17 protein-coding genes and 3 tRNA genes are annotated in these 20,578 nt (G+C 54.8%); 4 read left to right on the top strand and 16 right to left on the bottom strand.

The window, feature by feature from the left end; genetic code table 11:
* Positions 1 to 21: 21 nt before the first annotated feature.
* The 12 genes from nsrR to nnr form a co-directional block, all read right to left on the bottom strand.
* A complete protein-coding gene (gene nsrR / locus N1249_RS01905) occupies positions 22 to 447 on the bottom strand; it encodes a nitric oxide-sensing transcriptional repressor NsrR (RefSeq protein WP_014068620.1) in 426 nt (141 codons plus the stop codon).
* Positions 448 to 639: 192 nt separating this feature from the next.
* Entirely contained in the window at positions 640 to 1,938 is a 1,299-nt protein-coding gene (locus tag N1249_RS01900; RefSeq protein WP_014068619.1) for an adenylosuccinate synthase, read from the bottom strand.
* A gap of 103 nt (positions 1,939 to 2,041) precedes the next feature.
* The gene (locus N1249_RS01895; protein WP_003855996.1) at positions 2,042 to 2,239 is read right to left on the bottom strand and encodes a DUF2065 domain-containing protein; all 198 of its coding nucleotides are present in this window, start codon (positions 2,237 to 2,239) and stop codon (positions 2,042 to 2,044) included.
* 71 nt (positions 2,240 to 2,310) lie between these two features.
* Entirely contained in the window at positions 2,311 to 3,315 is a 1,005-nt protein-coding gene (hflC, locus tag N1249_RS01890; protein WP_014068618.1) for a protease modulator HflC, read from the bottom strand.
* Positions 3,316 to 3,317: 2 nt separating this feature from the next.
* Positions 3,318 to 4,583, bottom strand: coding sequence for an FtsH protease activity modulator HflK (hflK, locus tag N1249_RS01885; protein WP_259834078.1), 1,266 nt, complete (start codon positions 4,581 to 4,583; stop codon positions 3,318 to 3,320).
* 56 nt (positions 4,584 to 4,639) lie between these two features.
* Positions 4,640 to 5,920, bottom strand: coding sequence for a ribosome rescue GTPase HflX (gene hflX / locus N1249_RS01880; protein ID WP_014068616.1), 1,281 nt, complete (start codon positions 5,918 to 5,920; stop codon positions 4,640 to 4,642).
* Positions 5,921 to 5,994: 74 nt separating this feature from the next.
* The gene (hfq, locus tag N1249_RS01875) at positions 5,995 to 6,306 is read right to left on the bottom strand and encodes an RNA chaperone Hfq (RefSeq protein WP_014068615.1); all 312 of its coding nucleotides are present in this window, start codon (positions 6,304 to 6,306) and stop codon (positions 5,995 to 5,997) included.
* Positions 6,307 to 6,391: 85 nt separating this feature from the next.
* Positions 6,392 to 7,342, bottom strand: coding sequence for a tRNA (adenosine(37)-N6)-dimethylallyltransferase MiaA (miaA, locus tag N1249_RS01870; RefSeq protein WP_259834075.1), 951 nt, complete (start codon positions 7,340 to 7,342; stop codon positions 6,392 to 6,394).
* Positions 7,335 to 9,179, bottom strand: coding sequence for a DNA mismatch repair endonuclease MutL (gene mutL / locus N1249_RS01865; protein ID WP_259834073.1), 1,845 nt, complete (start codon positions 9,177 to 9,179; stop codon positions 7,335 to 7,337). The genes miaA and mutL overlap by 8 nt, the downstream gene beginning before the upstream one ends.
* A gap of 9 nt (positions 9,180 to 9,188) precedes the next feature.
* On the bottom strand, positions 9,189 to 10,523 hold the full coding sequence (gene amiB / locus N1249_RS01860) for an N-acetylmuramoyl-L-alanine amidase AmiB (protein ID WP_259834072.1): 1,335 nt from the start codon (positions 10,521 to 10,523) through the stop codon (positions 9,189 to 9,191).
* A 16-nt stretch (positions 10,524 to 10,539) separates the two neighbouring features.
* A complete protein-coding gene (tsaE, locus tag N1249_RS01855; RefSeq protein ID WP_014068611.1) occupies positions 10,540 to 11,001 on the bottom strand; it encodes a tRNA (adenosine(37)-N6)-threonylcarbamoyltransferase complex ATPase subunit type 1 TsaE in 462 nt (153 codons plus the stop codon).
* Positions 10,994 to 12,517, bottom strand: coding sequence for a bifunctional ADP-dependent NAD(P)H-hydrate dehydratase/NAD(P)H-hydrate epimerase (nnr, locus tag N1249_RS01850; RefSeq protein ID WP_259834071.1), 1,524 nt, complete (start codon positions 12,515 to 12,517; stop codon positions 10,994 to 10,996). The genes tsaE and nnr overlap by 8 nt, the downstream gene beginning before the upstream one ends.
* On the opposite strand from nnr, the gene queG reads away from it, so the two are divergent.
* Entirely contained in the window at positions 12,516 to 13,655 is a 1,140-nt protein-coding gene (gene queG, locus N1249_RS01845) for a tRNA epoxyqueuosine(34) reductase QueG (protein WP_259834070.1), read from the top strand. The genes nnr and queG overlap by 2 nt on opposite strands.
* Before the next feature lie 270 nt (positions 13,656 to 13,925).
* On the opposite strand, the gene N1249_RS01840 is transcribed toward queG, so the two are convergent.
* From N1249_RS01840 to orn, 4 genes are all read right to left on the bottom strand, one after another.
* Positions 13,926 to 14,001: transfer RNA gene (locus tag N1249_RS01840), tRNA-Gly, on the bottom strand.
* A 45-nt stretch (positions 14,002 to 14,046) separates the two neighbouring features.
* Positions 14,047 to 14,122: transfer RNA gene (locus N1249_RS01835), tRNA-Gly, on the bottom strand.
* A gap of 44 nt (positions 14,123 to 14,166) precedes the next feature.
* A tRNA-Gly gene (locus N1249_RS01830) sits at positions 14,167 to 14,242 on the bottom strand.
* A gap of 198 nt (positions 14,243 to 14,440) precedes the next feature.
* Positions 14,441 to 14,986 carry an oligoribonuclease gene (gene orn / locus N1249_RS01825; RefSeq protein ID WP_217188152.1) on the bottom strand — a complete coding sequence of 182 codons (546 nt, stop codon included), beginning with the start codon at positions 14,984 to 14,986 and terminating at the stop codon, positions 14,441 to 14,443.
* 107 nt (positions 14,987 to 15,093) lie between these two features.
* Here orn and rsgA point away from each other — a divergent pair, with 107 nt between their 5' ends.
* The 3 genes from rsgA (at position 15,094) to mscM (ending at position 20,556) form a co-directional block, all read left to right on the top strand.
* The gene (gene rsgA / locus N1249_RS01820; RefSeq protein WP_259834068.1) at positions 15,094 to 16,146 is read left to right on the top strand and encodes a small ribosomal subunit biogenesis GTPase RsgA; all 1,053 of its coding nucleotides are present in this window, start codon (positions 15,094 to 15,096) and stop codon (positions 16,144 to 16,146) included.
* A 98-nt stretch (positions 16,147 to 16,244) separates the two neighbouring features.
* Positions 16,245 to 17,213: an archaetidylserine decarboxylase gene (gene asd, locus N1249_RS01815; protein ID WP_259834066.1), complete on the top strand. Its 969-nt coding sequence runs from the start codon at positions 16,245 to 16,247 to the stop codon at positions 17,211 to 17,213.
* Positions 17,214 to 17,232: 19 nt separating this feature from the next.
* A complete protein-coding gene (gene mscM, locus N1249_RS01810) occupies positions 17,233 to 20,556 on the top strand; it encodes a miniconductance mechanosensitive channel MscM (RefSeq protein ID WP_259834064.1) in 3,324 nt (1,107 codons plus the stop codon).
* The last annotated feature ends 22 nt before the right edge of the window (positions 20,557 to 20,578 follow it).

The following is a 20,578-nucleotide window of genomic DNA, read 5'->3' as shown; positions in this document are numbered from 1 at the left end:
CAGCTCCAGTGGAAATTTTCTTCATTCCACCAGCAATAATTTATAAAGCGGTTGATTCTCTTCAACCAAATCGGCCAGCGTGTAGTTATCCAGTTCCTTGAGAAAACTTTGCACGGCCTTAGAAAGCGCCTGTTTCAGACGACAAGCGGGCGTAATGTGGCAGAACTCGCTGCTGCAATTCACCAGAGACAATGGCTCCAGTTCACGTACCACATCCCCAACCCGGATACTCTGCGCCGGTTTCCCAAGGCGGATCCCGCCATTCTTCCCGCGGACGGCAGCAACATATCCGGCACGACTAAGTTGATTGATTATTTTGACCATATGATTACGGGACACACCGTAGACCTCTGTTACTTCAGAGATACTGGTCATTTTCCCATCGGGTAACGACGCCATGTAGATCAGCGCGCGTAAGCCGTAATCGGTGAAACTTGTTAACTGCACATCAACCTCAGGAAAAAGGGAAAACGCGGTCAAACCGCAGAGATATTCATTAATGATGATAAACCAGCCAGATAGTTAGGGGCTAATTTATTTGACAGACGGGGCGAAAAAGCGGAGATCCAGGAGCGGTCGCCGGATGGCGCTACGCTTATCCGGCCTACGGGTCACCCCGCAGGCCAGCATTCACGAAGATTATGCGTCGAACGGGTCGCGCAGGATCATCGTTTCAGTACGATCCGGGCCGGTAGAAATAATATCAATCGGCACTTCGGTCAGTTCTTCAATACGCTTGATGTAATCCAGTGCTGCCTGTGGCAGGCCGCTACGCTCTTTCACACCGAAGGTGGTTTCAGACCAGCCCGGCATGGTTTCGTAGATTGGCTCGATGCCTTCCCAGTCGTCAGCTGCCAGCGGAGTGGTAGTCACTTCGCGGCCATCTGGCATCCGGTAGCCCACACAGATTTTCACTTCTTTCAGGCCGTCCAGCACGTCCAGCTTAGTCAGGCAGAAGCCAGACAGGGAGTTGATCTGCACTGCACGACGCACTGCAACCGCATCCAGCCAGCCGGTACGACGACGACGACCGGTGGTCGCGCCAAACTCGTTACCCTGCTTGCACAGGAACTCGCCGATATCATCAAACAGTTCAGTCGGGAATGGACCCGCACCCACGCGAGTGGAGTAAGCTTTGATGATACCCAGAACGTAATCCACATAACGTGGACCCAGACCAGAGCCGGTCGCCACGCCACCTGCGGTGGTGTTAGAGGAGGTTACGTACGGATAGGTACCGTGGTCGATATCCAGCAGCGTACCCTGCGCACCTTCGAACATGACGAAATCGCCACGCTTGCGCGCCTGGTCCAGCAGATCGGACACATCAACAACCATACCGGTCAGGATGTCAGCAATCGCCATGACGTCATCCAGCACTTTCTGGTAGTCAACAGCGTCAGCTTTGTAGAAGTTCACCAGCTGGAAGTTGTGATATTCCATCACTTCTTTCAGTTTGTCAGCGAAGGTTGCTTTGTCGAAGAGGTCGCCTACGCGCAGACCGCGACGTGCAACTTTATCTTCGTAAGCTGGCCCAATACCACGGCCAGTGGTGCCGATAGCTTTCGCGCCACGCGCTTTTTCACGCGCTACGTCCAGCGCCACATGATAATCCAGGATCAGCGGGCACGCTTCAGAGAGCAGCAGACGCTCACGAACAGGGATACCACGGTCTTCCAGACCTTTCATCTCTTTCATCAGCGCAGCTGGAGACAGCACAACGCCGTTACCGATGATGCTGGTGACGTTTTCGCGAAGAATACCTGATGGAATAAGATGGAGGACGGTTTTTTCACCGTTGATTACGAGAGTATGGCCTGCGTTGTGACCGCCCTGGTAGCGTACAACATATTTAGCCCGTTCAGTCAGAAGATCAACAATCTTCCCTTTACCTTCGTCACCCCATTGGGTGCCCAGTACGACGACGTTGTTACCCATTTTTTCAAAATCACCGTTTGCTTAAAAATGGATTCTACCATCGCTTTTTCAGATATACAGCACTTTTTGACCCCAAAACATGCCAAATCCGACCACTTTTTGATCAGCCAATCGTTTTCCTCAACATGTAGTAGATAACAATGCCGGCAACCACAAGACCGCCGCCAAATCGGCGCAAAATATTATCCGGAAGCTGGCTCATTGTGGCGATCATTCGACGCCAGGCACGCGGATAAAGCATTGGGCCCAACCCTTCCAGGACTAAAACAAGCGCCAACGCCAGCCAGATCGTTGAATTCATTTTGATTCCTTATAAAAGAAAACCACCGCTCCGTTGAGAGCGGTGGTTTGAATACTCAAACGAGCCTGAGTTTATCGCGTTGCGTTAGCTGGCGTCTTCATATAACGGAAGAAATCGCTGTCCGGGCTGAGCACCATCACATCCTGGTTGCTCTGGAAGCTATTCTCATAAGCACGCAGGCTACGGATAAAGGCATAGAAGTCTGGATCCTGGCTGAAGGCATCAGCGAACAGTTTCGCCGCTTCGGCATCACCTTCACCGCGCAGGATACGACCCTGACGTTCAGACTCAGCAAGCGTCTTGGTCACTTCGTAGTCCGCGGCAGCGCGCAGCTTCTCAGCCTCTTCCTGCCCCTGTGAACGGTGACGACGGGCTACCGCTTCACGCTCAGCGCGCATACGGTTGTAAATCGCCTCAGACACTTCAGCAGGCAGGTTGATTTGCTTGATACGCACGTCAACCACTTCGATACCCAGTGCAGCCATACTGTTCGGGTTGATCACCGGCACTTTGCCGTTGGTTTCAGCCTGAACACGTTCTGCTGCTTTGGCAATCGCGTCATCCGCGGCCGGGGTAGAAACTTCGTCTTCCGTGCCCGCAGTACCGGAGTTCAGCGCATCACGCACTTCCAGCGTCAGACGACCACGGGAGTCGGTCACGATGTCTTTCACATCCAGGCGACCAATCTCAGAACGCAGACGGTCAGAGAACTTACGTTTCAACAGCACTTCTGCCTGAGAAACATCGCCACCGCCTGTCGCCAGGAAGTAACGGCTGAAATCACTGATACGCCATTTGATATAAGAATCAACGATCAGGTCTTTCTTCTCTTTGGTCACGAAACGATCGGCCTGGTTATCCATGGTCTGGATACGCGCATCGAGCGTTTTCACCGACTGAATGAAAGGCACCTTGAAGTGCAGACCCGGCTCATAAATCACCGGACGCTTGTCACCATCACGGACGACGCTGCTGAACTGGAACTTAATCCCACGTTCACCCTCTTTCACAACGAAAATAGAGGTATAAAGCACGACCAGTACGATGATGATGATCGCAATAACTGACTTACGCATCCTTATTCCCCCTGACGCTGGTAGTCGTTACGCTGCGCGTTAGCACGGCGTTGGTCCATGATGTCACCATCGTTCGAAGAAGGCGTTGTGGTCGCACTGGAGCTGCCTGATGAGGCTGGCGGCAGACGCAGCAGGTTATTAGCACCGCTGGTGTCTGACGACTTCGCCGCAGGCGCAGAACCGCCTTTCAGCATCTGATCCAACGGCAGCACCATCAGGTTTCCACCTTTGCTGTCGTTAACCAGTACTTTACGCGTATGGCTCAGCACTTTTTCCATGGTCTCGATATACAGACGTTCACGGGTAATTTCCGGAGCCGCTTTATATTCAGGCAAGATCTTCGCGAAACGAGCCACTTCACCCTGAGCTTCCAGGATGGTCTGAGTCTTGTACGCACGCGCTTCTTCAAGAATACGTTGCGCCTGACCGTTAGCACGCGGCTGCACTTCGTTGGTGTAGGCTTCCGCTTCACGGATGTACTGCTGTTCGTTTTCACGTGCAGCAATCGCATCGTCAAACGCCGCTTTCACCTCTTCCGGCGGACGAGCAGCCTGGAAGTTAACGTCCAGCAGGGTGATACCCATGTTGTACGGGCGAATGGTCTCTTCCAGCTCACGCTGGGTATCGCTACGAATAACGGTACGACCTTCGGTCAGGATGCGGTCCATGGTGTATTTACCGATAACACCACGCAGGGCGCTGTCGGTTGCCTGACGCAGGCTGTCATCCGCACTGGTCACGCTAAACAGATAACGTTCAGGATCGGTCACGCGGTACTGCACGTTCATCTCAACGCGCACCACGTTTTCGTCAGACGTCAGCATCACGCCAGACGCGGCCAGTTCACGCACGGACTCCACGTTTACCGCGGTCACGTCGTCAATGAACGTTGGCTTCCAGTTCAGGCCCGGCTCAACCAGATGGCTGAACTTGCCGAAACGGGTGACTACGCCGCGTTCGGCTTCTTTAATGGTGTAGAATCCACTGGCAGCCCAGATGATCACCACAGCAGCGGCAGCAATGCCCACTATGCGGCCACCCATTTGCGGGCGCGGCCCCTGTGGAGCATTTCCACCCGAGCCAGAACCTTTACCTCCGCCAAGGCCACCAAGCTTCTTGCTTAGTTTGCGGAAGATATCATCCAGATCCGGCGGCCCCTGCTCGCGACCACCTTTGTTGCCATTTCCCCCAGAGTTGCCGCCTTGATTATTGCTGCTTCCCCACGGGTCGCGGTCTTGTCCGTTATTACCGGGCTGATTCCACGCCATGTATATGCTCCATATTTGTTATGCAAGGGCGAATTATTCAGGCATCCCCTTTCTGGTCAGACGATATAGTCCACCAGCGCAGGTTCTTGTTTACAGAGGCGACGCCAGTCAACGATCGGCATACGCACCTGCATCCCCACGCTGCCGTCATCCTCCATCCACTCTTTTTCTATCGCCTGAAGCTGATAAAACCGGCTGCGCAGCCTGCCTTCCTGTGGCGGCAATCGCAGCGTGTGCTGGGCTACCTCACCGGAAAGACGTTCTGTCAAAGCCTGGAAAAGCAGTGGCACACCAATACCGGTCTGAGCGGAAAGCCAGACCCGAATCGGTTTGTTCTCTTCATCTCGGTCAATACGCGGCTCAAAATCCTCCAGCATATCGATCTTGTTCATCACCAACAGCGTTGGGATTTCGTGGGCGTCAATTTCTTCCAGCACCACGTTTACTGCATCAATATTTTCCTGCACACGCACGTCTGCTGCGTCAATGACGTGCAGCAACAGAGTCGCCTGCCGTGTTTCCTGCAATGTGGCCTTAAACGCCGCCACCAGGTCATGCGGCAGGTGACGGATAAAACCAACCGTATCCGCCAGAACGGTTTCACCTACGTCTGCAACATCAATACGACGCAGCGTAGGGTCCAGGGTCGCAAACAGTTGGTCTGCGGCATAAACCTGGGCCTCAGTAATCTGGTTAAACAGGGTGGATTTACCGGCGTTGGTATACCCCACCAGCGACACCGTCGGGATGTCGGCTTTTGTTCGCGCCCGACGCCCCTGCTCACGCTGCTTCTCTACTCTTTCCAGCCGCGAGAGGATCTGGGTAATACGGCCACGCAACAGACGGCGGTCGGTTTCGAGCTGGGTTTCACCCGGACCGCGCAAACCAATCCCGCCTTTTTGTCTTTCAAGGTGGGTCCAGCCACGCACAAGGCGCGTCGCCAGATGACGCAGCTGCGCCAGCTCAACCTGCAACTTACCTTCGTGGGTACGCGCACGCTGAGCAAAAATATCTAAAATCAATCCCGTGCGATCGATAACACGGCATTCGCAAAGGGCTTCCAGGTTGCGCTCCTGGGCTGGAGACAGCGCATGATCAAACAACACGACTGACGCGCCGGTTGCTTTTACGGCATCCGCAATTTCGACTGCTTTACCTTCACCAACAAAATACTTCGGGTGCGGCGCTTTACGGCTACCGGTAATCACCTGCATTGCTTCGACACCGGCGGAAGAGACCAGAGATTCAAACTCCTGGAGGTCTTCCATATCTTTGTCTTGCGAAAAATAGATGTGTACCAGCACCGCCTGCTCACCGGCATCATAACGGTCAAACAAGCGTATAACCCTCTAAAAAGATCAGCGGGGAACGCAGGATCGCTGGCTCCCCGTGTGGATAACAGCCGGAGAACTTATTCGTTCTCTTCGCTGTCCTGCGCCGGCGTTGAAGAACCCTGCGCGTTGCTGCCATGATGGTAGTTACTGCCTGTGCCGCCGCCAGCGTTATTGCTGTGATGGGAGACCGGACGGGACGGAACAACAGTAGAGATAGCGTGCTTGTAGACCATCTGACTGACCGTGTTTTTCAACAGGATCACGAACTGATCGAAAGACTCAATCTGACCTTGCAGCTTAATACCATTCACCAAATAAATAGAAACTGGAACACGTTCCCGACGCAATGCGTTCAGGAACGGATCTTGTAAAGATTGCCCCTTAGCCATTCTATCTTTTCCTTATATGCTTGTTTTGTACTTAGAACCTTGCGATTCTGAAAAATTGCGCACGATACGGTTTAATTGTACACATTCAGTGAGCGATATCACCAACAACCTCAATCACTTCGTTTAGCGCTTGTTGCGGTTTTTCACTGTCTAACCAGTGAACCCCCTCCCAACCGCGTAACCAGGTGATCTGGCGCTTCGCTAACTGTCTCGTGGCGCAAACACCTCGATAAACCATTTCATCGTATGAAATCTCACCTTCAAGATACGACCACATCTGGCGGTATCCCACACAACGAATGGAAGGCATATCCGTATGCAAATCTCCACGGGCAAAGAGCGCCCGCACTTCTGCTTCAAAATCTGAAGCTAACATCTGATGAAAACGCTGCTCAATTCGCTGATGGAGCAGTTCACGGCTCGCCGGGGCGATGGCGAACTGATGCACCTGATACGGCAGAGCTTCTCCTGACGTTTGCGTCAGTTCCGTTAAAGTTTTACCCGAAATGAAAAAAACTTCCAGTGCCCGGGAAAGCCTTTGCGGATCATTTGGATGAATCCGTGCTGCGGCAACCGGGTCAATCTCCTCCAGTTGCTTGTGCAAAACGTCCCATCCTTGCTCTGCCGCCTGCTGCTCAATCTTCGCTCTTACCTCAGGATCCGCTGATGGCAAAGGAGATAACCCCTCCAGCAGCGCCTTAAAGTAGAGCATTGTCCCGCCAACCAGCAGCGGAATTCGTCCCGCAGCGGTTATCTCGGCCATCTGCGCCAGCGCATCGCGGCGAAAATCAGCTGCGGAATACGCTTGCGACGGGTCGAGAATATCCAGCAACCGGTGCGGTGCCGCGCGCAGTTCTTCTGCGTTCGGCTTTGCCGTGCCGATATCCATCCCTCGATAGATGAGGGCAGAATCGACGCTAATCAACTCTACGGGCAAAACTTTACGTAACTCAATGGCTAATGCCGTTTTGCCGGAGGCCGTTGGCCCCATCAAAAATAGTGCCTTAGGCAGGCTCGCCTTGCTTACATCAATCATGTTTCAGGGCGGTCATCGCCGTTTGTAAATCAACAGGTTGCAATAATCCACCCGGCGGCGTTTTCACCAGTTGCGGACAAAGGCGCTCGACCTCTGCCAGCACGGTAATCGCCTGCGCCATACTCCACGGATTGTGTTCACTCGCCAGATGGCGCGCTATCCACTGTGCGGTATTGGCGGCAACAAACGTTGTTTGCTGCGCCAGGTAGCCTATCAGTTCAGGAATCAAGTTTTGTAAATTTTGTTGGCGTAAGGGTAAAGGCACTGCACGAATTGTCACATGCTGTGCTTCTAACACAAATTCAATGCCCATCTCTGCGAGTTGCTCTGTCGCACGCTGCAATACCGCCAGTTCTTGTGGGGATATCTTTAAGCGCACCGGGATCAACAGCGGTTGTGCACACGCCGCATTTGCCCCAGGCGTCAGTTGCGCTTGCTTAAGCCAACGCTCAGCAACCGGCAGCGCCAGTAGTGCCAGCTTGCCCTCACGTTCAAGCAGCGCCATATCCGGAGCGACAATCGTCAGTACCCGGCCAAAGCTCTGGCTATGCCCTTCCAGTGAAGGTGTCGGAACCTCAATATGCTCTTTACGTTCCACAGCTGGGGTGTCGAGCAATTTACGGTACAACGCCCCCTGCTGTTTTTGATAGCCAGGCTGAGCGTTTGGATAGTTAGCCCCTGTCGGGCGCGGAGTGTTCCCCGCCGACGAGAAACGCGGCGCTGCCGGTTCACGCGCAACCGCAGGTTCAGCAAAATGGTTACGCCCCGCGGCCACACGGTTTTCCGGCAGCGGGCGCGGTACAGATTCTTCATTTTGCAGCGGCAGCGCGGGTTCGGCCTGCTGCTGCAATACGCTCAGCACGCCCTGATAGATAAAATCATGCACCAGACGCGACTGATGGAAACGCACTTCATGCTTGGCAGGATGCACGTTCACGTCAACCTGATGCGGGTCAATCTCCAGATACAGCACGAACGCGGGCTGCTGGTCGGCCCCGAGTTTGTCTTCACATGCCTGGCGTATGGCGTGGTTAATCAGGCGGTCGCGCATCATACGGCCATTTACATAGCAATACTGGATCTCCGTGAATGCTGCGCTGGATGCTTTGGGATCGGCCACCCAGCCGTGCAGAGCCAGATCGCCATGCTGCCATTCGATCGCCAGCGCCTGCTCCAGAAACGGCGTCCCACAAATGGCGCCCAGGCGGCGCTCTTTCTGCCCACCTTCTGCCACGGCACGGTACTGACGCATCACCTTGCCGTTATGGCTGAGGTTAATGGTGACGTCAAATCGCGCCAGCGCGATGCGGCGGATAATTTCATCGATATGGCCAAACTCGGTCTTTTCGGTGCGCATGAATTTGCGCCGGGCAGGCGTGTTGTAGAACAGATCTAACACTTCCAGCGTGGTGCCGACAGGATGGGCCGCGGGCTTGACCGTCACGTCCATGTCGCGCCCTTCGGCGTAGGCTTGCCAGGCTTCTTGCTGTTCAGCCGTGCGGGAGGTCAGCGTCAGACGGGAAACGGAGCTGATACTGGCCAACGCCTCGCCGCGAAAGCCGAGGCTAATGATGGCTTCCAGATCGTCAAGCGAGGCAATTTTACTGGTGGCATGACGCGCCAGCGCCAGCGCCAGCTCGTCTTTTTTGATGCCACAGCCGTTGTCACGAATACGAATAAGCTTTGCGCCGCCGCGTTCGATATCAATATCAATGCGGGTTGCGCCCGCATCGAGGCTGTTTTCCACCAGCTCTTTCACCACCGACGCAGGTCGTTCCACCACCTCACCGGCGGCGATTTGGTTCGCAAGCTGCGGCGGTAGAACCTGAATCGGCATGAATGCTCCTTAATTGGTTGCGGTCATCTCACCCGGCAGCACCGCACTGGCCGTCTGCCCTGCACCGCCCTGTGGCGCGGACTGCAACGGATGCGCATCAAAGTATTTGCGCAGACCATTATAAATCGCATCAGCAATCTGCTGCTGATAGCTATCGCTCCCCAGCAAGCGCTCTTCACCGTTATTACTGATGAAGCCCGTCTCGACGAGGATGGATGGAATATCTGGCGAACGTAACACGCCCAGGCTTGCATGTTCCGGGCGACGCTTATGCAACACACCCACACTTTGCAACTGGCTCAATACGTTAGTTGCCACATCATACCCGACGCGTTGCGAATGGCCGAATTGTAAATCCAGCACCGCCTGGCTGAGGTACGGATCTGACTGGCTGTTTGCCAGCACATCACCCGCGCCGCCTAACAGTTCGGACTGTTTCTCATGTTGTTCCAGCCAGCCGGCCATTTCGCTGTTAGCGCGACGGTTGGAAAGCACCCAGACAGACGCCCCTGTGGCATCACGGTTTGGCGCGGCATCCGCATGAATTGACACCAGGAAGTTCGCATTCTGTTTACGCGCCACATCCGAGCGCCCCATCACGGAGATAAAATAATCGCCATCACGGGTCAGCACGCCTTTGAACATCGGGTCATCGTTGAGCAACGCACGTAACTTACGGGCAATCGCGATAGTGACATTTTTTTCCTGCGTGCCGCCCGGCCCGATAGCACCTGGGTCCTGCCCGCCATGCCCGGCGTCGATCGCGATAATCACTTTATCGCCGCTGACCACGCGCGTACTGGCCGCAGGGCGTGTTGCCGTATTGCTGCTGGTGACGCTAGTAATACGGTCATTGTCAGATTTAAACGGATTACGTGCCGGTGTGGATGGCCGCGGCGTATATACCGGCTCTTCCACGCGTTTTACCACCACTGGCGGTGGTGGCGGCGGCGGTGGCGCATCAGCATTGATGGTAAAGATCACCGTGTAGTTCGCGCCATTTTGCTGCTTCACCGCCTGCGTTTTGCCCTTTTCGGTCAAATCGACCACCAGTCGTAGCGACTGATCGTCTTTTGCCGTGCCAGAGCGAATACGTTTTACCAGGTTATTCCCGCTAAATTGCAGCGGCAGCCCCTGGACCACACCCGTTTGCTTGATATCCAGCGCCACGCTGTGGCTATCGATTTGTGAAAACGCATACTCAGGATCGCCCATAAAGCTGAACGTAATCCGCGCCTGGTTTTCACCGTTCGATACCTGAATATCCGAGAGACTGGCCGCCCCGGCGTGCGCGCACAGCAGCACCGTTGCAGCTAATAACCAACCTTTAACGCGATTAATCATCCCGTTATCCCTAAGCTCAACCGGCTAAACGAGCCAGTAAGGAATTACCTGATGAGGAAACAGCACTGATGCGTGCCTCACGCCCTTGTGCCTGGTAATCTAAGTGAATTTCGACATCCGGGTCAGGTAACACACCCGCACCTTGTTGCGGCCACTCCACCAGGCAGATGGCATCGTTGGCAAAGTAATCGCGGATCCCCATAAACTCCAGCTCCTCCGGGTCCGCAAGACGGTATAAGTCGAAGTGATACACCATCAGGTTTTCAAGCGTATAAGGCTCGACCAGCGTATACGTTGGGCTTTTTACATTGCCGTTATGGCCTAACGCCTGCAAGAAGCCACGGCTGAAGGTTGTTTTACCCGCGCCTAAATCACCATACAGATAAATGACGGTTGCACCCTGACAGGCCTGCGCCACACGCTTGCCGAGATCTAAAGTTGCCTGTTCGTCAGGTAAAGGAATCGCTCGATTAGTCATTTTCTACGTCAATCACATCCGGGTTAACAACACGCCTTAGCGTGCAAAAAAGATCGGTGGCCAGCATTCCGCGTGTACCGTATTGCGCCGCAAGCTTGTCTGCGGCCGCACCGTGCGCCACGCAGCCCGCACAGGCTGCATCATATAGGGGAAGTTTCTGTCCGAGCAATGCACCTATGATGCCAGAGAGCACATCGCCCATACCGCCGCTCGCCATTCCCGCGTTACCGGCATCGATAATGCCCAGCGCATCGTCACAGGCCACGACGGTTCCCGCCCCTTTTAAAACGGCAACACCCCCGTAACGTTTTACCAGACGCTGTGCAGAAAGTAAGCGATCGTTTTCAATTTCTGCAACGCTGCAATTGAGTAATCGCGCGGCTTCGCCGGGGTGTGGCGTCAGGATGCGATTGTGACGCTTATCAGGATTGATTGCCAGAAGGTTCAGCGCATCGGCATCCCACAGCATCGGTTTACGAAAATTCTCGGTTTTTTGTAGCGCCTGCTTACCCCAGGCCTGCTGTCCAAGCCCGGGGCCAATGACCACGACATCCGCCCATTCCAGGCTCTCTTCCAGCGTCTGAGGGGTTAACTCATGCACCATCAATTCCGGGCGCGCGGTGATAATCGGGGCGATATTTTCGATGCGAGTAAGCACTCGCACTAATCCGGCACCACTGCGCACTGCGGCCTCACCTGCCATGCGAATGGCACCGGCGGTTCCGTAATCTCCGCCAATAATCACCAGCCTGCCATGATCGCCTTTATGGGATGTCGGGCGTCGCGGTGGCAACCACTGCGCCAGCATTGAGGCCTCAAAGCGAGCGAGATGTGTTTCCTGCCCGGCAAGCCAGTTTTCCAGCCCCAAAGCGTTATGGTGCAGCACACCCACCACGTCACGCGCTTTACCGGTCAGCAGACCGGGTTTGAGGGCGATAAACGTCACCGTGTGGCAGGCCTTGATAACCGCGCCGGGTGTGGCCCCGGTTTGCGCGATAAGCCCGGATGGAATGTCCAGCGCCACCACCGGCGCAGAGTGGGCATTGGCTTGTTCTATCAACGCCGCAACACCTTCGCGCGGCGCACTGCGCAACCCGGTGCCCAGCAGACCATCAATAATCACATCGATGTCATCGGGCCAGGCGATATCAGACGCATGAATAACACCTCCCGCGTTCAGCCAGGCTTCACGCGCCGCGCCGGCTTCTTCCGGCAGCGGTTTATTGCTCTCCAGTGCCAGTAATGTCACTCGAATACCCGCTGCCACAGCCAGCCGGGCGACCACATAGCCATCCCCGCCGTTATTGCCGTGGCCGCATAAAATGAGCCAGTGTGTCGACTGGGGATAAAGGGCGTGGGAAACGGTAAATGCCGCCTCACCTGCGCGCTGCATCAGTTCATAAAGGGTGAGGCCGAGACTGTCTGCTGCCTCTTTTTCAGCGCGGCGGAGGTCATCCGCATCCCAGATGGAATGTGGTATACTTGCGGGGTTTTTCTTCACAGTATGGTCCGTCATGTCACAGCCCCTCGATCTCAATCAGTTAGCGCAAAAAATTAAACAGTGGGGCGCTGAGCTTGGCTTCCAGAAGGTCGGTATTACAGACACAGACCTTTCCGCCAGCGAGCCTAAACTTCAGGCCTGGCTGGACAAACAATACCACGGCGAAATGGAGTGGATGGCGCGTCATGGCATGATGCGTGCGCGTCCACACGAGCTTTTGCCGGGCACATTACGTGTCATTAGCGTGCGCATGAACTATCTGCCGGCCAACGCGGCGTTTGCCCGCACGCTAAAAAATCCCTCTTTGGGTTACGTCAGCCGTTACGCCCTGGGGCGTGATTATCATAAACTTCTGCGTAACCGCTTAAAAAAACTTGGGGAAACTATTCAGCAGCACTGTGTTTCGCTGAATTTTAGACCCTTTGTCGATTCTGCGCCTATTCTTGAGCGCCCAATCGCAGAAAAAGCCGGGCTTGGCTGGACAGGTAAGCACTCACTTATCCTTAGCCGCGATGCCGGGTCATTCTTCTTTCTGGGCGAGCTACTCATCGATTTGCCGCTGCCGGTAGATGGCCCGGTGGAGGAAGGTTGCGGGCGGTGTGTGGCCTGTATGACCATCTGCCCGACGGGCGCGATTGTTGAGCCCTACACCGTTGACGCTCGCCGCTGCATCTCTTATCTCACTATCGAGCTGGAAGGCGCTATCCCGGAAGAGTTCCGTCCGCTCATTGGCAACCGGATATACGGCTGTGACGACTGTCAGCTAATTTGTCCGTGGAACCGGTATTCACAGCTGACCGATGAAGAGGACTTTAGTCCGCGCAAGGCACTGCATTCCCCGCCGCTTATCGAGCTGTTCGCCTGGACCGAGGCCTGGTTCCTGAAAGTCACTGAAGGTTCAGCTATCCGCCGTATCGGCCATTTACGCTGGCTACGAAATGTGGCTGTTGCTCTGGGTAACGCCCCCTGGGATGAAGCCAACATTCAGGCACTGGAAAGTCGTAGAGGTGAGCACCCACTTCTCGACGAACACATAGAGTGGGCGATTGCGCAGCAAATCGAGAAGCGAAATGCCTGCGTGGTCGAAGTGCAGTTACCGCAAAAACAACGTCTGGTGAGGGTGATTGAAAAAGGGCTTACGCGGGACGCCTGATATATTCACAGCCTGTGTATAAAAATAAGAACTCAGGCACCATCGGGCTTAGCAAACAGGTCAAGTGATCTCTTTAACATTTCGAAATCAAATTTTCTTAATAAAATTCAATGAATTAAGAGAATACTATTCACCCTGCGAAGTTTTTACTCTATTCAGGTAAACGACAGAATCTGTGGATAACTCTGTTTATAGTAGTATTTCAGATGCAATAGAAAACGTCCCCAACGAAGCATTTCGCTGTGGATAATTTAAATATGAAGAAGAATTTGGAGCGGGAAACGAGACTCGAACTCGCGACCCCGACCTTGGCAAGGTCGTGCTCTACCAACTGAGCTATTCCCGCTTGGGTGTTCTGGTGCTGTGCGTATCTTGCGATACTTTCAAATTTTGGAGCGGGAAACGAGACTCGAACTCGCGACCCCGACCTTGGCAAGGTCGTGCTCTACCAACTGAGCTATTCCCGCTTGGGTGTTCTGGTGCTGGCGTATCTTGCGATACTTTCAAATTTTGGAGCGGGAAACGAGACTCGAACTCGCGACCCCGACCTTGGCAAGGTCGTGCTCTACCAACTGAGCTATTCCCGCAAATCTGTACTGCTTTTGTTGCTGTCGTAACGTGTAATTCTCTGTCGTTACGGGAGGCGCATTATACGAGAAATCCTTTTAGCTGCAACCCCCCTGAAAGCGATTTTTTCGAAATCTTGTTCAAGTGATTAATTAATCGGCAAGCTGCACAATTTAACGACAAAAACCCGGCAGCGCAAGGGTGCCGGGCCTCAAAAATCACAGCTTAATAAAATTCTCGCGGTAGTACGCCAGTTCCGCTACAGATTCACGGATATCATCCATCGCCTGATGGGTACCCTGTTTTTTAAAACCATCCAGAATTTCAGGTTTCCAGCGACGCGCCAGCTCTTTCAGGGTGCTCACATCCAGGTAACGGTAGTGGAAGTAAGCTTCCAGTTCCGGCATGTACTTAAACAGGAAACGGCGATCCTGGCCAATGCTGTTACCGCAGATAGGTGATTTCCCTTCCGGAACCCACTGTTTCAGAAACTCAATGGTCGCCAGTTCCGCCTCGCGATCGCCCTGCGTGCTGGCCTTCACGCGATCCACCAGCCCGCTGCCGGTGTGGGTACGCACGTTCCAGTCATCCATCAGCGCAAGTTGTTCATCAGACTGATGAACGGCAATGGTTGGCCCTTCGGCCAGAATATTGAGGTTTGCATCGGTGACCAGCGTGGCAATCTCAATAATGCGATCGCGCTCGGGATCCAGCCCGGTCATTTCAAGATCAATCCAAATCAGGTTGTTTTCGTCTGCGCTCATGTTATTTTCCACCCTTCTCGCATAACCGGCGGTAGCAGGTTAACTAGTATTAATTAGAGTGTATCATAGAGGTTTTGCCCATCACGGGCGACCAGGAGCCAGTGCGATTGAGTAAAAATAAACTCTCCAAAGGGCAGCAGCGCCGCGTCAACGCCAATCACCAGCGCCGTCTTAAAACCACTTCGGAGAAGCCGGATTACGACGACAACCTGTTTGGCGAAGCGACAGAAGGTGTCGTGATTAGCCGTTTTGGTATGCATGCCGATGTCGAATCCGCCGACGGAGATATCCACCGTTGTAATATCCGTCGCACCATCCGTTCACTGGTTACCGGTGATCGCGTGGTCTGGCGCCCAGGCAAAGAAGCCGCGGAAGGTGTGACGGTAAAAGGTATCGTTGAGGCCGTACATGAACGCACATCGGTGTTAACCCGCCCGGATTTCTACGATGGCGTAAAACCGATTGCTGCCAACATTGACCAGATCGTCATCGTTTCGGCGATTTTACCGGAGCTTTCGCTCAATATCATCGACCGCTATCTTGTTGCTTGCGAAACGCTTCAGGTTGAACCGATCATCGTGTTGAACAAAATCGATCTGCTGGATGACGACGGCATGGCCTTTGTTAACGAGCAGATGGATATCTACCGTAAGATTGGTTATCGCGTGCTGATGGTCTCCAGCCACACCAAAGATGGCCTGAAACCGTTAGAAGAAGCGCTGACCGACCGGATCAGCATCTTTGCGGGCCAATCCGGCGTGGGTAAATCCAGCCTGCTGAATAACCTGCTTGGCCTCCAGCAAGAGATCCTGACCAACGATGTGTCCAACGTTTCGGGTCTGGGCCAGCACACCACCACCGCCTCGCGTCTGTATCACTTCCCGCACGGCGGCGACGTGATCGACTCCCCGGGCGTGCGTGAATTCGGCCTGTGGCACCTCGAGCCGGAACAAATCTTCAACGGTTTTGTCGAATTCCATGACTATTTAGGCACTTGCAAATATCGCGACTGCAAACACGATAACGACCCAGGTTGTGCAATCCGTGAAGCGGTAGAAAACGGTGAAATTGCGGAAACCCGCTTTGAAAACTATCACCGCATTCTTGAGAGCATGGAAGACGTAAAAACGCGTAAAAACTTTTCTGATTCGGATAACTGACAACTAAGCTAAGCATCGCTAAAATCGTCCCCTTTTTTCAGGTTCCGGCAGCGTAATGCCGGATCAGGAACGACAAAAACAATGGCCTGGAGGCTACCTTGTTAAACTCATTTAAACTTTCGCTTCAATACATTCTGCCAAAACTGTGGCTCACTCGCCTGGCGGGCTGGGGCGCGAGCAAACGAGCAGGCTGGCTGACCAAACTGGTCATCGATCTGTTCGTGAAATACTACAAGGTCGACATGAAAGAGGCGCAGAAGCCGGACACTGCAAGCTACCGCACTTTCAACGAGTTCTTCGTCCGTCCCCTGCGCGACGACGTTCGCCCGGTAAACACCGACCCTAACGTGCTGGTCATGCCTGCTGATGGCGTCATCAGCCAGCTCGGTAAAATCGAAGACGACAAAATTTTGCAGGCGAAAGGCCACAACTACAGCCTGGAAGCGCTGCTGGCGGGTAATTACCTGATGGCTGACCTGTTCCGCAACGGGTTATTCGCCACCACCTATCTTTCGCCGCGCGACTATCACCGCGTGCATATGCCATGCAACGGCATCCTGCGTGAAATGATCTATGTGCCAGGTGACCTGTTCTCTGTGAACCACCTGACCGCGCAGAACGTCCCGAACCTGTTCGCCCGTAACGAACGCGTCATCTGTCTGTTTGATACTGAATTTGGCCCAATGGCGCAGATTCTGGTGGGTGCTACCATTGTAGGCAGCATCGAAACCGTCTGGGCGGGCACCATCACCCCGCCACGCGAAGGTGTTATCAAGCGCTGGACATGGCCTGCGGGCGAAGCAGAAGGCTCCGTGGCGCTGCTGAAAGGCCAGGAAATGGGTCGCTTCAAGCTGGGCTCTACGGTTATCAACCTGTTTGCGCCGGGTAAAGTAAACCTGGTGGAGCAGCTGGAAAGCCTGTCAGTGACCAAACTGGGTCAGCCGCTGGCCGTTTCGACCGAAACCTTCGCCACGCCGGACGCAGAGCCAGCACCGCTGGCAGAAGAAGAGATCGCAGCAGAGCACGACGCCAGCCCGCTGGTTGACGACAAAAAAGACGAAGGCTAACAACAGAAGGACCGCTGACGTGCGCCCGATTATCGTACTACTGATGGCCTGGTGCCTCAGCATGGGGGCGTACGCAGCGACAGCCCCCGACGCCAAACAGATAACCCAGGAGCTGGAGCAGGCAAAAGCGGCAAAACCCGCACAACCTGAAACCGTCGAATCGCTCCAGGCCGCGCTGAACGCGCTCGAGGAACGCAAAGGTTCCCTTGAGCGTGCTCAGCAATATCAGCAGGTTATCGATAACTTCCCCAAACTTTCGCAAACGCTGCGCTCGCAGCTGAATAACCTGCGCGATGAACCGCGCGAGGTGCCTGCGGGCATGACCTCCGACGCGCTTAATCAGGAGATCCTGCAAGTCAGCAGCCAGCTTCTGGAAAAGAGCCGCATGGCTCAGCAGGAGCAGGAGCGCGCGCGTGAAATTGCTGATTCGCTCAACCAGCTTCCACAACAGCAAACCGATGCCCGCCGCCAGCTCAGTGAAGTTGAGCGACGTGTCGGGACACAGACCGGTAATACCCCGCTGAACCAGGCGCAGAATCTGGGAATTCAGGCTGAATCCGCCAGACTAAAAGCCCTGGTGGATGAGCTGGAGCTGGCACAGCTGTCGGCCAACAACCGCCAGGAACTGTCGCGGATGCGTTCTGAGCTGGCGCAAAAGCAGAGCCAGCAGCTGGATGCCTGGCTACAGGCCTTGCGTAACCAGTTAAACAGCCAGCGCCAGCGTGAAGCCGAACGGGCGCTGGAAAGTACGGAATTACTTGCCGAAAACAGCGATAACCTGCCCGTCGGGATTGTCGATCAGTTTAAGGTCAACCGCGAGCTTTCGGCCGCCCTGAACCAGCAAGCACAGCGTATGGATCTGGTGGCATCGCAACAGCGTCAGGCCACTAACCAAACCTTGCAGGTACGTCAGGCGCTGAATACCCTGCGCGAGCAATCCCAGTGGCTCGGCTCCTCAAACCTGCTTGGCGAAGCATTACGCGCGCAGGTTGCACGCCTGCCGGAAATGCCAAAGCCACAACAGCTTGATACTGAAATGGCGCAACTGCGCGTCCAGCGCCTGCATTTTGAAGATCTTCTCAACAAACAGCCGCAAATCCGCCAGATCCGCCAGGCCGACGGGCAGCCGTTGACCAGTGAGCAAAACCGCATTCTGGACGCGCAGATGCGCACCCAGCGCGAACTGCTGAATTCACTGCTTCAGGGTGGCGATACGCTTATCCTCGAGCTCACCAAGCTGAAAGTCTCTAACAGCCAGCTTGAAGATGCGCTGAAAGAGGTGAACGAGGCGACGCACCGCTACCTGTTCTGGACTTCTGACGTCCGCCCGATGACCTTCTCCTGGCCTATTGAAATCGTGCAGGATCTGCGTCGTCTCATCTCACTGGATACCTTCAGCCAGTTGGGGCAGGCCAGCGTGATGATGCTCACCAGCAAAGAGACGATCTTCCCGCTACTGGGAGCATTGATTCTGGTGGGTTGCAGCATTTATTCGCGCAGGCACTTTACCCGCTTCCTGGAGCGCTCCAGCGCGCGCGTCGGTAAGGTAACGCAGGATCACTTCTGGCTAACGCTACGCACGGTATTCTGGTCGATTCTCGTTGCCTCGCCGCTGCCGGTGCTGTGGATGACGCTCGGCTACGGCCTGCGGGAGGCCTGGCCTTATCCGCTGGCGGTGGCCATTGGCGATGGGGTGACCGCCACCGTTCCGCTGCTGTGGGTGGTGATGATTTGCGCCACGTTTGCCCGTCCGAACGGCCTGTTCATAGCCCACTTTGGCTGGCCGCGTAATCGCGTGGCGCGCGCCATGCGTTATTACCTGATGAGCATCGGGCTTATCGTGCCGCTGATCATGGCGCTTATCATGTTTGATAACCTCAATGACCGTGAATTCTCCGGCTCGTTGGGCCGTCTGTGCTTCATGCTGATTTGCGGCGCGCTGGCGATGGTGAAGCTCAGCCTCAAACGTGCCGGTATTCCGCTGTATCTCGATAAAACCGGAAGCGGGGATAACATGTTCAACCGCCTGCTGTGGAACCTGATGCTCTCTGCTCCACTGCTCGCGATCCTGGCGGCAGCCGTAGGTTATCTGGCTACGGCGCAGGCGCTGCTGGCACGACTGGAAACATCGGTCGCCATCTGGTTCCTGCTCCTGGTGGTTTACCACGTTATCCGCCGATGGATGCTTATTCAGCGCCGCAGGCTGGCGTTCGACCGTGCCAAGCACCGCCGCGCGGAGATCCTCGCGCAGCGTGCCCGAGGTGAAGAGGAATCGCACCATACCAACAGCACGGAAGGGAACACCGATGCGGATGATGTTGAACTGGATCTTGATGCTATCAGTACCCAGTCCCTGCGGCTGGTACGCTCGATCCTGATGCTGATTGCCCTGCTCTCGGTGATTTTCCTGTGGTCCGAGATCCACTCTGCATTTGGCTTCCTCGAAAACATCTCGCTGTGGGATGTCACCTCGACGGTTCAGGGCGTAGAAAGCCTTGAGCCAATCACCCTGGGCGCGGTGCTGATTGCGATTCTGGTGTTAATCATCACCACGCAGCTTATTCGTAACTTCCCTGCCCTGCTGGAGCTGGCGCTGCTGCAACACCTGGATTTAGCGCCAGGTACGGGCTATGCCATTACCACCATCACCAAATATCTGATCATGCTGTTTGGTGGTCTGGTTGGATTCTCGATGATTGGTATTGAGTGGTCGAAGCTACAGTGGCTGGTTGCCGCACTTACCGTTGGCCTGGGCTTTGGCTTGCAGGAGATTTTCGCCAACTTTGTTTCCGGCCTGATCATCCTGTTTGAAAAACCGATCCGTATCGGCGATACGGTGACGATCCGCGATTTGACCGGCAGTGTCACCAGGATCAACACCCGTGCAACGACGATCAGCGACTGGGATCGTAAAGAGATCATTGTGCCAAATAAGGCATTTATCACCGAGCAGTTTATCAACTGGTCGTTGTCAGACTCCGTTACGCGTGTGGTGCTGACCGTACCTGCGCCATCGGATGCGAACAGCGAAGAGGTGACGCAGATCCTCTACACCGCCGCAGAGCGCTGCTCGCTGGTGATAGACAACCCGGCACCGGAAGTCTTCCTGGTCGATTTGCAGCAGGGGATCCAGATTTTCGAGCTGCGTATTTATGCGGCTGAAATGGGGCATCGAATGCCGCTGCGCCACGAGATCCACCAGCTGATTCTGGCTGGCTTCCGCGAGCACGGTATCGATATGCCATTCCCTCCATTCCAGATGCGTCTGGAAAGTCTGGATGGTCGTAAGACAGCAAGAACGGTGACATCAGCGGCGCGTAAGCGCCCGGCGGGAAGTTTGTAGTGTCAGCGGGGTGCGGACTGTT

This window comes from Enterobacter sp. CP102, from assembly GCF_025152625.1.
Lineage (GTDB): Bacteria > Pseudomonadota > Gammaproteobacteria > Enterobacterales > Enterobacteriaceae > Enterobacter > Enterobacter soli.
The sequence above is the reverse complement of the archived record's forward strand: the minus strand, read 5'-3'. Positions and strand labels throughout refer to the sequence as shown.

What these genes read in the sequence shown, in the direction of transcription:
- nnr (WP_259834071.1), bottom strand. Translation starts at nt 12,517, where the DNA reads ATGACGGACCATACTGTGAAGAAAAACCCCGCAAGTATACCACATTCC.
- amiB (WP_259834072.1), bottom strand. Translation starts at nt 10,523, where the DNA reads ATGATTAATCGCGTTAAAGGTTGGTTATTAGCTGCAACGGTGCTGCTG.
- hflK (WP_259834078.1), bottom strand. Translation starts at nt 4,583, where the DNA reads ATGGCGTGGAATCAGCCCGGTAATAACGGACAAGACCGCGACCCGTGG.
- N1249_RS01895 (WP_003855996.1), bottom strand. Translation starts at nt 2,239, where the DNA reads ATGAATTCAACGATCTGGCTGGCGTTGGCGCTTGTTTTAGTCCTGGAA.
- mutL (WP_259834073.1), bottom strand. Translation starts at nt 9,179, where the DNA reads ATGCCGATTCAGGTTCTACCGCCGCAGCTTGCGAACCAAATCGCCGCC.
- tsaE (WP_014068611.1), bottom strand. Translation starts at nt 11,001, where the DNA reads ATGACTAATCGAGCGATTCCTTTACCTGACGAACAGGCAACTTTAGAT.
- N1249_RS01900 (WP_014068619.1), bottom strand. Translation starts at nt 1,938, where the DNA reads ATGGGTAACAACGTCGTCGTACTGGGCACCCAATGGGGTGACGAAGGT.
- queG (WP_259834070.1), top strand. Translation starts at nt 12,516, where the DNA reads ATGTCACAGCCCCTCGATCTCAATCAGTTAGCGCAAAAAATTAAACAG.
- miaA (WP_259834075.1), bottom strand. Translation starts at nt 7,342, where the DNA reads ATGATTGATGTAAGCAAGGCGAGCCTGCCTAAGGCACTATTTTTGATG.
- orn (WP_217188152.1), bottom strand. Translation starts at nt 14,986, where the DNA reads ATGAGCGCAGACGAAAACAACCTGATTTGGATTGATCTTGAAATGACC.
- hflC (WP_014068618.1), bottom strand. Translation starts at nt 3,315, where the DNA reads ATGCGTAAGTCAGTTATTGCGATCATCATCATCGTACTGGTCGTGCTT.
- hfq (WP_014068615.1), bottom strand. Translation starts at nt 6,306, where the DNA reads ATGGCTAAGGGGCAATCTTTACAAGATCCGTTCCTGAACGCATTGCGT.